This window comes from Psychrobacter sp. AOP7-C1-14, from assembly GCF_052376135.1.
In the GTDB taxonomy this organism is placed as follows: Bacteria; Pseudomonadota; Gammaproteobacteria; order Pseudomonadales; family Moraxellaceae; genus Psychrobacter.
Window position 1 is genome coordinate 1 of sequence record NZ_JBQSVH010000001.1, and the last position, 13,842, is coordinate 13,842.

The 13,842-nt window shown below is 41.6% G+C and carries 14 protein-coding genes; 6 read left to right on the top strand and 8 right to left on the bottom strand.

Features of this window, described 5'->3' with window-relative positions; translation table 11 throughout:
• The 6 genes from ACT3QN_RS00005 to glnE form a co-directional block, all read right to left on the bottom strand.
• Positions 1-866, bottom strand: an 866-nt coding sequence (locus tag ACT3QN_RS00005; protein ID WP_444528708.1) for a glycosyltransferase, incomplete at its 3' end; no start/stop codon positions are given.
• A gap of 110 nt (positions 867-976) precedes the next feature.
• Positions 977-2,071: a glycosyltransferase gene (locus ACT3QN_RS00010; RefSeq protein WP_444522066.1), complete on the bottom strand. Its 1,095-nt coding sequence runs from the start codon at positions 2,069-2,071 to the stop codon at positions 977-979.
• Between the two features lie 65 nt (positions 2,072-2,136).
• Entirely contained in the window at positions 2,137-3,003 is an 867-nt protein-coding gene (locus tag ACT3QN_RS00015; RefSeq protein WP_444522065.1) for a glycosyltransferase, read from the bottom strand.
• A 103-nt stretch (positions 3,004-3,106) separates the two neighbouring features.
• Positions 3,107-3,943 carry a glycosyl transferase gene (locus tag ACT3QN_RS00020; protein ID WP_444522064.1) on the bottom strand — a complete coding sequence of 279 codons (837 nt, stop codon included), beginning with the start codon at positions 3,941-3,943 and terminating at the stop codon, positions 3,107-3,109.
• Between the two features lie 106 nt (positions 3,944-4,049).
• Positions 4,050-4,979 (bottom strand): branched-chain amino acid transaminase, encoded by a 930-nt coding sequence (locus tag ACT3QN_RS00025; RefSeq protein WP_444522063.1) that lies wholly within the window; start codon positions 4,977-4,979, stop codon positions 4,050-4,052.
• A 376-nt stretch (positions 4,980-5,355) separates the two neighbouring features.
• Positions 5,356-8,220, bottom strand: a complete 2,865-nt coding sequence (gene glnE / locus ACT3QN_RS00030; protein WP_444522062.1) for a bifunctional [glutamate--ammonia ligase]-adenylyl-L-tyrosine phosphorylase/[glutamate--ammonia-ligase] adenylyltransferase — start codon at positions 8,218-8,220, stop codon at positions 5,356-5,358.
• A gap of 408 nt (positions 8,221-8,628) precedes the next feature.
• Here glnE and tusD point away from each other — a divergent pair, with 408 nt between their 5' ends.
• The 4 genes from tusD (at position 8,629) to ACT3QN_RS00050 (ending at position 10,218) form a co-directional block, all read left to right on the top strand.
• The gene (gene tusD, locus ACT3QN_RS00035) at positions 8,629-9,090 is read left to right on the top strand and encodes a sulfurtransferase complex subunit TusD (RefSeq protein ID WP_444522061.1); all 462 of its coding nucleotides are present in this window, start codon (positions 8,629-8,631) and stop codon (positions 9,088-9,090) included.
• Positions 9,091-9,157: 67 nt separating this feature from the next.
• Entirely contained in the window at positions 9,158-9,481 is a 324-nt protein-coding gene (locus ACT3QN_RS00040) for a hypothetical protein (protein ID WP_444522060.1), read from the top strand.
• Positions 9,482-9,535: 54 nt separating this feature from the next.
• Positions 9,536-9,865 (top strand): hypothetical protein, encoded by a 330-nt coding sequence (locus ACT3QN_RS00045; RefSeq protein ID WP_444522059.1) that lies wholly within the window; start codon positions 9,536-9,538, stop codon positions 9,863-9,865.
• An 8-nt stretch (positions 9,866-9,873) separates the two neighbouring features.
• Positions 9,874-10,218, top strand: coding sequence for a TusE/DsrC/DsvC family sulfur relay protein (locus ACT3QN_RS00050; protein WP_444522058.1), 345 nt, complete (start codon positions 9,874-9,876; stop codon positions 10,216-10,218).
• A 139-nt stretch (positions 10,219-10,357) separates the two neighbouring features.
• On the opposite strand, the gene ACT3QN_RS00055 is transcribed toward ACT3QN_RS00050, so the two are convergent.
• Positions 10,358-10,930, bottom strand: a complete 573-nt coding sequence (locus ACT3QN_RS00055) for a tRNA (cytidine(34)-2'-O)-methyltransferase (protein ID WP_444522057.1) — start codon at positions 10,928-10,930, stop codon at positions 10,358-10,360.
• A 244-nt stretch (positions 10,931-11,174) separates the two neighbouring features.
• Between ACT3QN_RS00055 and ACT3QN_RS00060 the strand changes: the two genes are divergently transcribed.
• The gene (locus ACT3QN_RS00060; protein ID WP_101204419.1) at positions 11,175-11,315 is read left to right on the top strand and encodes an entericidin A/B family lipoprotein; all 141 of its coding nucleotides are present in this window, start codon (positions 11,175-11,177) and stop codon (positions 11,313-11,315) included.
• A gap of 166 nt (positions 11,316-11,481) precedes the next feature.
• Here the strand turns inward: ACT3QN_RS00060 and hemW are convergent, their stop codons facing one another.
• Positions 11,482-12,786: a radical SAM family heme chaperone HemW gene (gene hemW, locus ACT3QN_RS00065; RefSeq protein WP_444522135.1), complete on the bottom strand. Its 1,305-nt coding sequence runs from the start codon at positions 12,784-12,786 to the stop codon at positions 11,482-11,484.
• A gap of 316 nt (positions 12,787-13,102) precedes the next feature.
• Here hemW and ACT3QN_RS00070 point away from each other — a divergent pair, with 316 nt between their 5' ends.
• Positions 13,103-13,582, top strand: a complete 480-nt coding sequence (locus tag ACT3QN_RS00070; protein ID WP_444522056.1) for an EVE domain-containing protein — start codon at positions 13,103-13,105, stop codon at positions 13,580-13,582.
• Positions 13,583-13,842: the final 260 nt, after the last annotated feature.

Here is a 13,842-nt window from a genome sequence, read left to right on the forward strand (position 1 = left end):
CAATCAGTGCTAATGACGGGTGTACCAAGTGCTAATGACTCTGCAATCACTAAAGCAAATCCTTCTCTATCAGAAGTCAATACTTTAAATTTCGCATGTTTTATATAGGGGAAAGGATTATCATGAAAACCTAAAAAGGTGACCTTTTCTTTCAAGCCCAGTTCTGTCACTAGCTCCTTCATACTATCTTTTAATTTACCTTTGCCCAAAAGAAGTAAGGGTAAAGACTGATCTGTCTTTGCATAAGCTCTTATGAGCACATCATGTCGTTTTGCTTCTTTAAAGCTACCAACATGGATAATATAGTTTTGAAGTTCTGGAACAAATGCGTTAGCTAGTTTTTGAATGCTATCTCTGTCTATCGGATTATGAATGGTAGTTGTGGGCATTGTGCTGCCAAAAATTCCTATAAAATCTTCTTTCACACCGTTACTCACACATACACAACGATTTTTCGAATAAATACGAGCCAGTGCCGATTTTTTTTGATAGTCACTTAAACTCTTATTTTTATGTAGTAGTGATAGCGTAGTATGGATAATATGAACAATGTTATCCATACGGCTATGACTTAACACACTATCTGCGCGATCTAGATTGGACAAAACAAGATCAGGCTTACCAATATATTTTGAGACGTACCTATCCACTATGATTGAAAAGAATTTATCACGACGTTCTAGTTTCGGTATCAACTTGTAGCGCTTGAAATTAAGAAAATGATAGTTCAACTTTGGATTAATCTCGTACTCTACTCTAGGCTTAAATCTTAGAATATGTACATCATAACCTAACTCATGAAAACCCTGACCCAATGTCAATACAACACGTTCAGCACCACCACCTTGCAGACAATTAATGACCAAAAGAACTGTCTTTTTATCTTCTTTAGCTGCTTTTTTCTTGTTTTAATCACACTATTAATCATTTTAAATTTTCTTAGCAACGAATATTTTAGTTATAAAAATAGCTGAGACTATTGAGTAGTCATACCGACTTGTTCAGTGAACTCTACATATTTTGCTGCTATTTTAACTGGTAGTAACGATTCATCGAATGGCGCATGAAACGCTTGCGGATTATTCATAGCCTGACGCATTTTTTTGGCAATGGCATCAACATCGTCCATTGGCATTAAATTATGTTCAGGCAGTAACTCACTTGGACCTGATGGGCATTTGGTACTGATAACAGGCGTACCTAGTACGAGAGCTTCGGCAATAACCAAGGCAAACCCCTCCCAATCAGAGGTCAATATTTTGAACTGCGCATGCTTGATATAAGGGAAAGGGTTATCTCGAAAACCTAAAAATATGACTTTGTCTGTTAGATTCAACTCTGTCACTAGCTCTTCTATCTCACTTTTGTGCTTGCCTTGACCTAAGAGTAATAACGGCATAGATTGATTTGTTTTTGCGTAGGCCTTTACCAATACATCATGGCGCTTAGCATCCTTAAAACTACCAACATGAATGATATAGTTTTGATATTCAGGGACAAAAGCATCAGCCTGTTGTTGAATACTGTCTTTATCAATTGGATTATGAATGGCAGTAGTTGGCGTGATGTGACCAAAGCTCTTGATAAAATCTTTTTGAGCGCCCTCACTCACACAAACACACGGATGCTTAGCATATATCTCCACCATTCTTTTCTTCAGTTGCTCAGCATCATGATTTTTATTAAATTTGTAGAGTAGTGATACTGTGTTATGAATAATATAGGTGATATTAGGCAGTTTGCTACTACTTAAGATACTATCCGCACGATCTAGATTGGACAGTATGATGTCAGGCTGACCAATATGTTGCAAAACGTATTTATCAACCGCACGTGCAAAAATGCTATCACGCCTTTGTGCACCTGGTATTAGTTTGTAGGGCTTAAATTTTAGTACATGATAATTAAGGTTTGGGCTCAAATCGTACTGTACTAGTGGCTTGAATCTCAGAATATGCACTTCATACCCTAATTCATAAAACCCTTGCCCCAATGTCAATACAACACGTTCAGCACCGCCGCCTTGTAAACAATTAATAACGAGTAACGCTATTTTTTTATGCTGCTTCATAAATGACAACCTATGGAGTAAATCTTTGTCTTCTTAAAAGGATTTATCACTGTTTCACTAAAAAACTAGCGTTTGAATAGCTTCGCAAAAAACGACTTGGAAGCCTTTGGACGAGTCACTTTATTGCCAATATATCCTTGTTGCGACTTCTTTGGAAAACTTCCAAAAGGCTCAATTCGATAGCTTTCTAGATCATATCCAGCAGCAAGTGCCTCATTATAATACTCATCAAAAAGGACGACCAAATCTTGTCTTGGATGTGGCATTATTTCGCCATCAAACCAATGCTCGATCCCCTCCTCGCTTACTCTAGGCAATGCATATTTATGACTGAATTGTGTACCCATATCTGAATAGTGCAATATTTTCATGTCTTCGACTGCTAAGTTTTCACCATCTATACAGTTATAACTGTTTTGATAAGGCTCAATCAGCTGTTTATTTTTTTTGAATACAGCCATCATCTCTTTATGGCTTTTGGGATCTTTCCTAAGCTTTTGTATCGGTAGAACAAGGTTCTTTGCAGCGTCACAGTCCCATACGCACGTGCATAGTCGTGTCATGTCAGCATTTGTCTTAGCCGCTACTATAGACTGCCCTTCGATAGGATGTTCCCACAGCTTCACTAAATCATCTAGAATAACAACATCAGCATCCATATATATAGCGCGACCAGAGTAATTGCAATACTCCGGAATTGCCCATCTAAAACCAGAGAAAGGTGTTGACCATTTGGTAGTATCCCAGCCTTTACCTGTCTCAGGATTTGAATACCAGTAGCTATTAGGGTCGCGCGATAACTGCATCCACACTATTTCCACTGGTATGCTGGTATGTTTATGAATACTATAATCTAGAACCATCATCTGCTCTAAATCACAGTTATTTGGGTCGCAGCCAACAAAGACTCTGATGGTATCAGTTGTTGTCATAATTCTATCCATTCACTGGGTAATGTCTCTATCCTTATAAATATAAGGATAGAAAACATCAATACTAATATCTGCTAAGACAATAATAACTACAAAGTTAAACCTACTCTTTCCAGTATTTCTCAATCCAACCTACTGGCAAGATAAAGTGGCGCAAATGGCGCAATGGGCGTTTCAAGTTTTTAGGCTCAGTGAGTCTTCTTAGATGGTCTTTAGCATTGTTGGCAGCGTTTTTATTGTATTTGCCTTCAATAGCATGCGTAGGATACAAATCACCTGGAAAAATAACAATACGAGCACCTTTGGGAATCTTCGGTTCTTTGATATAGTTAAGCGGAAACGGTTGACGACATTTACGTCTAAAGTGTGCCACCCAAGCTTTTGGAAATAGTTTTACACCACCTGGTGCATTGCGAGTGACAAAACGCTGCTCAAAACGATATTCATCAGCGATACCTTGTGGATCAGCTTTGAATTTCTCTTGAAGTGAAACAAGTGACCCTATCTGAAATCTAAAGCAAGAGGTCTGTCCTAAGCGCTCTAGTGGATTACTTGGATTGTAAGACAAGATAACATCATCTGGCTCGCCACATTCGAAAAAAGGATCGAGACTATCAACTATAATCACATCCAAATCTACAAATAATACAGTTCCTGTTAAATTACCAAGCTTTTTACCCCACAAGCGAGATTTTGGCCATTTTCCCAATGTATTGGTTGGCATAGTGACATCTAACGGTGGTAACTCTTGACATTCAATTTCTGGACGTACGTCAGTCGTATCATCGGTAAAACATACGAAGCGAAACGGTGGCGTAATATTACGAGATACCATACCATATAGTTTATTGGCGTAATCAGCACCGTATTTCGTACCCCATTTGATACAAATAATTTGTTTGATATTTTTCTTATCGGCTGCACTAGAATCTATTGGCATTGACTGCTCACTTTGATCGTATGAATAAATATGATGGCTATATTAGCATAAAAAAAAGACTGAACAATTATGTTCAGCCTTTTTGATCTTTAAAGTAACGGCATTGTTAATCAATAAAGCTTAACCAGTCCATATATTTCTCATTGCGACCGTGTACCACATCAAAGTATAAGGTCTGCAACTTTTCAGTGATTTCCCCGCGGCCACCATTACCGATGATACGATCATCATATTCACGGATAGGTGTAACTTCAGCAGCAGTACCTGTCATAAATATCTCGTCAGCTAAGTAGAACTCGTCACGAGTGATACGACGTTCGATGACATTGATACCTAGATCAGCCGCGAACTGCAAGATAGTACGACGAGTGATACCATCTAACGCGCCACCTGATAAGTCTGGCGTATGTAACTCACCATTTTTTACCAAGAATAAGTTCTCGCCTGCGCCCTGACATACAAACCCTTGTGGGTCCATCAAGATAGCTTCATCGTAGCCATTACGCGTTACTTCTTGGTTGGCCATGATAGACACAGGATAATTACTAGACGCTTTAGCCTTACACATAGTCACGTTTGGCATGTGATGCGTATAAGATGAAGTCTTTACACGAATACCATTCTTGATGCCCTCTTCGCCAAGATAAGCACCCCAATGCCAAGCAGCAACCATTGCATTGATACTGTTGTCACGTGAAGACAAGCCAAGTTTTTCTGCACCTACCCAAATGAGCGGACGAATATAGGCTTCTTCCAAATTGTTTTGCTTGACCACATCCTTGTGTGCTTGCTCTAGAGTGGTAGCATCAAAAGGTACGTCCATTTGAAAAATTTTGGCTGAGCCAAGTAGGCGCTCAGTATGTTCTTTTAAACGGAAAATAGCAGTACGATTATCAGCTGTTTGGTAAGCGCGTACACCTTCAAAAACAGCCATACCGTAATGCAAGCTATGTGTAAGCACATGAACTTTAGCATCTGGCTGTTCGATCATCGTGCCATTCATCCAAAGCTTACCATCTTGTGTTGCCATATTCATTTTATTGTCCTTATGCTAGCACTGATGTCTAACTTTTTTTAGGTAGGTTTTATTTAACAGTATTGATCAACATCGTATGATAACACCGCAGCGTCAATTTTTATTGCCTAAACAACAGCTTCATTATAACGAACGACTGACAGTACCATGATGATGTTTGATCGATTATATCACTGGCCGTATTAGCAAATGAAATCTTTTGGTTTGGCACTATATGGTTTTTCATTATATCGTGCCTAGCTACCGTTTCTGTCCATAGTTTTTATCTATAGTTTTTATGCACGGTTTTTATTCATCGCTTTTATACATAGTAGCGCATTACAGTTTAAGCGTCTCTTGGACTATCGGCAAGACCTTAATCATACGAGTTTCGATATTACTCGTCGTCTGTCTCCACGCCCATGAGATGTTGCCACTGTGACTGTACCAACGCTCGCGTCTCCTGCCATAGCGACTCATCAACGAGTAAAGATTGCTCTGATAGTGCCAACTGATGCGTAGCAGCACGTATCCTTAGATAGGCATCGGTCAAATCTTGACAAACCTGATTATCCCAAATACCAAGCAAAGCCACTTCTTCAAAAATTCGCACATTATCGCTCCATTTGGCCAAACTCGGATATTCGTGCGAGTAAGCCAATACAGCAAACTGTGCTAAAAACTCAATATCTACAATACCGCCTGCATCTTGCTTAAGATGAAATTTGGCTGCCTCCCGTTGCCATTGCTTCGTACCAAGATGCTTTTGCATTTTGATACGCATACTAGTGACCTCACTACGCACTTGATCCAGTGTCCGAGGTAGTGACAGTACGTCGCGGCGAATATCACAGAAGCGGGCGGTGACACGCTTATCTCCGCAGATTGCGCGAGCACGTACCAGCGCTTGATGCTCCCATGACCATGCTTTATCCATTTGATAGGTTTCAAAAGCATGACAAGACACCACCATCATGCCAGCATTGCCTGAAGGCCGCAGACGCATGTCAATCTCATAGGCACGTCCATCACGTGTTTGAGTATTGAGATAGTTCATCAGCTTTTGTACCAGACGCGCGGCAAACTTCATACCACTAACTGACTTCTCACCAGTGGTCATGCCCTGCTCTTTTATCTTGTGTAAGAATACCAAGTCCAAATCTGAAGAATACGACAGCTCTAAGCCACCAAGTTTGCCATAACCGATAATCGCAAAGCCGCAGTCCGCTTCAGTTACCGGATCGCCATCTTGTCCAATAGGATATCCATAACGGTTAACAATCTCTGCAAAAGCGCGTTCTAATGCTGCTTCTAGCACCACTTCAGCGATGTAAGTTAATGAATCTGACACCTTCATAATCGGGCGTTCAGCCAATACATCACTAGCAGCGACAGCCAAAACTTGGTTCTTTTTGAATAGTCGCAGGACGGTTAATAGCTCTTCTTCATCATTTGGTTCAACACGCAATAGCTGTTGGCGCAGGATGTCACGCAGCTCAAGTTTTTCTGGCAGATGGCGATAACGCTGCTGTAAGAAAGTATCCAATAGCACAGGGTACTGAGCCAACTCTTTTGCAATCCATGGGCTAGCAGACAGCATTGGAATCAGTTCAATCGTTGCGTTGGGATTTTCAGCAATCATAACCAAATAGATAGAACGACGACAAATCGCTTCAAGCAGTGAAATCAATCGCGGTAAAGCAGCGTTGGCAAGTTGCTGTTGTTCTTGATGCGCTAACAATGCATGAACAATAACAGGATATGCGTCATCTAAGCGCTCTCTGGCCTCATCGCTTAAGTTAGCCACCATTTTTGATTGCCAGAAATTCTGTAGTAACTCGCGATTTTCTTCTGTTAATACCTCATTTAAACGGGCAATTTGCTCCTCTAAATGCTCTGGCTCCAAATCAGTATCTTCGTTGTCAGGTACTTGACGCTCAGTGACCATACGCTCAAACGGCACATTGACACTCTCACGATGACGATTAAGTTGGTCTAATAAGGCACTCCAACTTTCAAAGTTCAGCGTCACTGCCAAATTGTCCTGCCACTGCTCATCATGTGGTAAGCGCTGGGTCTGCTGATCGTTAATTGCTTGAATAGCATGTTCCAGCCGGCGTAAGAACCGATATGCTGCCTGCAGCTGCTCATAAGTTGAATGCTCTAGGTAGCCGAGTTCGCACAATACTTGCATCGCTTGCAAGCAAGGTTTGATTTGTAGCTGTGGATGCCGCCCGCCATAGATCAGCTGAAAGGCTTGTACGATAAACTCAATATCCCTGATGCCGCCAGCACCAAGCTTGATATTATCTAAATCTTCACGTTGTGCAACTTGATTTTGAATAAGAGACTTCATCTCTCTCAATGCCGAAAATGCACTGTAGTCCACGTAATAACGAAAAACAAACGGCTTAATCAGTACTTGTATCTCATCATAAAATGGTTGGTCTATTTGTCCGACCACGCGCGCTTTTAACCATGCAAAACGCTCCCATGCACGCCCATGCATCGTAAAGTATTTTTGTAATGCGGACAGATGAATAGCCAAATCACTGCCATCACCCCAGGGTCGCAGTCGCATATCTACTCGAAAAACAAAACCATCAGCGGTCTTATTATCGAGTAATTTAATGATACCTTGACCCAATCTGTTCATAAAGCGTTTGTTGTCTACGCTACGTGTGCCTTTTGCTTTATTTCCATTGGTTTCGCCGCGTGCTTGATGCACAAAGATTAGATCAATATCACTTGATAAGTTCAGCTCTTGTGCACCGAGCTTACCCATGGCCATAATCGCCATATCATCAATCTGTACATTGCCTTGCGCATTGATAAAGGTCGGCTCACCATACTTAGCAGCCAAGTGTTGATAGGTATAATCTTTAGCAAAGGAGATACAACCATCTGCAAATTCAGACAACTCATCAGTCAGCTGCTCCAAACTGATCGTCTGTAAGGCATCTTGCCAAATCCATCGCATCATCAGCAGCGTACGCAAGTGACGCAGGCCACTCATAACCTTGGCCTCATCAGCGAGTTGATAGTTTTCATCTAGCGTATAATCTTGTATTAGATCATCGATTTGCTGGCGGGTTAACGTACTGTTCAATGGGTAACTGCGCAAAAATGTCTGACATGAAACGGTCCGACTTTCCCAAATTTGATAAGCGAACTCACTCGCTGTTTCTAGGACTTGCAGTTGTTCTACGGTAGGCTGATAATCTGTACCATTGTTAACACGTGAGGGCATAGCAGGTAACATATTGACAAAAACTCCTTACATAGAATGGTAAGACTACGTGAACCTAGCTCATAAGTTTATTGTTTTTTCTTACGAGGCAGTCACAGCATCAAGCAATAATACTCAGTGTGCCTACACTTGAGATAAAACCATGTTAAATAACAGTGACTCTATTTGGTTTGCGGCGCTTTATGTTAGCATAAACATCTTTGATAGAAACGACTCACCTATCTTTTATGACATAACCATATTTGATGTGACAGTATGATCCGCTATACATCATATTATCAGTATAAATTCTGTTTTCTGTCACGAAAGTCCGTACACAAGCGCTATAATAATAACGACCAAATTACTTTATAAAAAGTATTTATAGCAATTCGGCCATGATTTTTAAACTCTTATTTACAATATGTGATACTGCGCCTTATGACAACCACTACCCCATTACTACTGATTACTGCTGATCCTAGTCATCCATTGGCACATTTGGCGTTACGCTACGCACGCGCTTACTTAGAGAACGCAGCGAATAGTCATGATATTAATGACACTGACACTAGTAGTACAGGCAGCAATGATAACGCTACCACTGAACAGCCTCTGCTCAATATCTTCTTCTATGGCGACTCGGCTCATATAGCCAATCGATTGCGTTGGCAGTCAGCCGATCAACTAGACTTGACCAAAGAGTGGCAGTCTTTGGCTGAGCGATACCAATTACCACTACCTGTATGTGTCAGTACGGCACTTAGCCGCGGTGTGAGTGATGTAGACAACAGCACACGCCATCAGCTCGACGGAGCCAATCTTGCGACAGGATTTACGTTAGTGGGACTCAGTGAGCTTGCAATAATGATGCAGGATGACTGTCGTTTGATACAATTTTAATAGCGTGTCGTTTGATAGTGTATCTATTGAGATCACTGGTAGCAGTAAATATTTTTAGGAACAGATTATGAGATTATTAATTCAGCTGCATACGCCCACTGAATCAGCAAGCTACGAAGGCTGTGCGCTGGCGCTAACGTTAGCGACATTTGGTCATGAGGTTCAACTATTCTTAGATGCGCCGGTCTTTGGATTATTGATGCAATCTGACTCGCGGCTGCATGGTATGATTCAATCACTTGAGCTTTACGATATGCCCGCAGCTTGGCTACCCGATGACGTCTTTAGTGGCTGGGTCACTGGTATGTTGCCCACAGATCTGGCATCACAGCTCACACTCATACCAGAAATCATTAACTCACAAGATTTCGAACAGATACTCACCTTTTAAATTACTACATAGCTTAGACTTATAAAATAATAAAGCACGTAATCGGACACCTTTATGGCAACTTTATATCAATTGCATAGCACGATGGATACCCTTAGACGTAGCACCGAAGATATGTCTCGTACTTGGCGCACAGGGGACAGTATACTCTTGCTTGGCAGCACTCCTGCTTTTCTTGATTGGTTCAATGCTTATCTAAATGATAGCGATATGGATGGTATTGCTGGTATGTACGCATTAGCAGATGACATCGCACAGCTCACACCAAATACAACTGGCAAGCTTAATTTAGAGACTAAGTTGACTGCTATTTTAACCGATGCAGAATGGGTTAATCTGACTCATAGCAGTCGGTTTGACAAAGTGGTGACAATTGCCTTATGAGTAATGATATGACCACTCACGACACTACCATAACAGCGACTGATATTGAATTAGATCAAGACGGCCATCTGTGTGACCATACGATTTGGACACCTGTTATCGCGCAGCAATTGGCAGACACACTAGAGGTCAATCTGAGCGATGAGCATTTAGAAATCTTGCTACAAGTGCGCGCGTTTTTTGATAAATTCAATCACGCGCCAGCAACCCGTCCATTAATCAAATGGCTACAAAAGACCTTGCCAGAGCTCGATATTAGCAATCAAAAACTGCAGCAGCTGTTTAATACAGGTTTGGTCGCACGTCATGTCAATCGTTTGGCAGGCTTACCCAAGCCCCCAAACTGTTTATGAGTGATTTATAAGCAATAAGACAAACTAGGTATCATGCTAAATACTCAGTATAAGTGAGTGAATGAGCAGTATCTAATATTTCACTGCTCATTGAGTACGCAAATACTTTTAAGTCCATCGCTACTGTCTTATTAAACGTCTATTTTGGGTCATAGACTGTCAATGTCTCGTATCCGACACTACGACCTTCATCGCCTGCGAATCCTTGCTGTCTCCATATCTCGTACAAACAAATGGCTACGCTATTTGATAAATTCAAACTACGTGAGTCAGCTAACATGGGCAGTCTGAGCCAGTTGTCAGCACCAATATCTTCACGGATGTCATCTGCAAGTCCCGCTGTCTCAGAACCAAACACCAACGCAATATGGGGTGCGGCCGCTTTATCAGAGGCTTTATCAGTAGCTTCGTTGACTTTGGGTCCACCAAAATCATACTCATAAAATGGTTTGCTCAGCTTGGTGGTCAATGCAGTAACGATATGACAGTCGGCGGCTTGTAGGGCTTGCCTTGCTGCGCTCCAATCATCGTGTACTTGCAAATGCGCGTATTCATGATAATCGAGGCCTGCTCGGCGTAGCTTCTTGTCATCCAGCTCAAACCCAAGCGGTCTTACCAAGTGCAGCTGTGCACCGCTATTGGCACATAGCCTAATAATATTGCCCGTATTGCTCGGCATCTTTGGTGCTACTAGCACGATATGAATGGTCATTCTCTCTCCGCAAATATTTAACGCTCTATTATTGAAATTTATGAGCGGTAGGTAAACGAAAGTTACAGTTTACTGCCAATAATTACATTTTGATACTGTGCAGCGTTTTTAACTTTCACTATGATGTCTGTATTGGATAACGCGATAGCATTTAAGTGTGACTGTCTCATCCTATACCCCTTCAGTGACGCTTAGCATCACTGTTGTTATTTATAACCATTCATTTATCTTTGAGGATACTATTATGAAAAAAGTAATCATCGCATCTTTAACTGCTATGTTCGTTCTAACTGGTTGCAACACGTTCAAAGGCCTTGGCCAAGACGTATCAAGCGCTGGAAACGCTGTAACTGGCGGCGCACAAGACGTACAAGACAAAATCTAAGGTTTGATTTTTTTAGATTTTCAAAAGGGCTTATCATTTATTTGATAAGCCTTTTTTAGTTTTTGGCGCTGCTGTATGACTGATCCTTTTGCTTCTTCTACTCTTATTAGCCATCTAATCTAAATGCTCAGCAATAACACACAAACACCAGTCACATGAGTAAATACTATAAAAATGCGCGCAATATTTGATTGAGATAGCGCTGACCCAATACGGTCGGTTGCAACGTTGTATCACTGTCTACCAATAGCCCTTGCTCAACTAAGCTGTCCACTTGCTTAGCTATCCCTTCAAGCGTTAGTCCAGTTCTCTCTGTAAACAACGACCATGCAACGCCGCCGTGCAAACGCAGCGCATTTAGCATAAATTCGCTGACCAATTCATCTGCGTCTATCGCCTGCCAGCCCACCATTTTAGGCGCATGTTGGTTTACATCAGAACGATCTGCTACGTTTGACCCCATATAATCTTTTGGCAAACGTGACTTACTAAAACGATAGATGCCTGACGCTACTAACAAGTCATCTTCCATTTTATTTTTTACTGCTGATGAATCACCACCATTGCTCTCGTTACGACCAATCGTGACTTTGCCATGCGCGCCAGCCCCTATCGCCAGATAATCGCCAAACTGCCAATAGTTGATGTTATGACGACAAGGTTTGTCTGATGCACCTGCCCATGCGGACACCTCATAGTTGCAGTATCCCAATTGCTGCAATAGCGCTTGGCCTGCTTGTTCGATATCGGCCAAGTTGTCTTCATCGGGCAAAATAGGCTGACTGCGGTAAAACACGGTATTGGGCTCAATGGTAAGCTGATACCATGAAATATGCGTTGCGCCAGCCTCATGCGCCATTTGGATATCTGCGAGCGCTTCATTCATGGTTTGCTGCGGGAGTCCGTGCATCAGGTCGACATTGACCCGTGCAAATCCAGCGGCTTTGGCAGCTCGAATGGCTGATAATGCTTGCACAGGATCATGAATACGGCCCAACACTTGAAGCTTATCAGCAGCGAAGCTCTGTACACCAATCGATAAGCGATTGATACCAACCTCTAAATACTGGGCAAATGGCGCATGCTCAAGCGTGCCGGGATTGGCCTCCATCGTGACTTCGATGTCTTCTGTAAATTCAAAACACGTACGTAAACCAGTAAACAGTCGCTGATATTGGGCGATGGGTAGCAACGAGGGCGTGCCACCACCGATAAATATTGAGCCAATTTTTCGGCCTTGAGCCAAGGACCGCTGCATACTTGCATCTAATAAAAGCGCATCGACATACGCTTCATACATAGACAGTGTGTGGTCCATCGGTAGCTCATGCGAATTAAAATCACAATAAGGACACTTTTTTACACACCACGGGATATGTATATAAAGCGCTAGCGGAATATCCTTGACATTTATATCGCCAGTATCGGTCGTTTGGTCATTGGGACGTAGCGTAACAAGACTATCCGGCATACTGTCTGCATTCATTTTGGGCATAAATAAACTTATTTTGTAATGAGCAATAGTGATCGGTATCAAAAGTATCGCTAGGATAACGGCTAGACGACTGAAAGAAAAGCATATCTAACGTAAAACTCTTAACAAAATCACGTATAAATGCCCTATTCACCACGGCAACTTAGGAGCAGTATATAGAGGCCTTTTTATAAAGAGGCTCTACTAAGAGCAAAAACTATTAAAAATATGTTTGAGAGTAAATTAATAGGAACTAACCCTTGTAACTTTAAGAACGAATTGAAGAATAAATAAAGAATCAAAGGACAGATATATGGCGTATTGGTTAATGAAATCCAACCCTAAATTTTTTGGTATTGAAGATTTACAGCGTTTGGGCACCGATGGTTGGGACGGCGTTCGTAACTATCGTGCGCGTAATTTTATGCGCGACGATATGAAAGTTGGTGATAAAGTATTCTTTTATCACTCTAGCGCCAAGCCATCTGGAGTCGCTGGTATCATGACAGTCACTACAGCAGGGTATCCTGATCCTACTCAGTTTCACCCTGAGCATCGTCATTATGATCCTATTGCGACGGAAGAAGAACCTCGCTGGTATATGGTAGATCTTACGTTTGAGCAAGCTTTTATAGAAGTATTACCATTATCAGAGCTAAAGTTTTTACCCGCATTGGAAGACTCATTACTGCTAAGAAAGGGGTGTCAGCAATTAACAGTGATTCCATTAGAGCCCAAACATTGGCGAGCGATTATAAATATGGCAGAGACACTTGAGTTGTTGCCAGAGTGAACGTGTTAAGTCACCTATTGGCTATTGCTTATCGGCTATGAAATAGAGTACAAAAAACCTAAGATTAATACCTGTATAGCGGTGCTAAAACGTTGACATCATAGTGTGGCTTCTTTACCATCTTACTATGTATATGACCTGTCAATCCATTATTTGGATCGGCGGGTTATTTTTATTTTAGTGTCTTTACTTTTATTTTCATACTCTACCTATATAAGCTTGCTCATCTTGTTTATCGGAGTATGGTCATCGGCACTAAC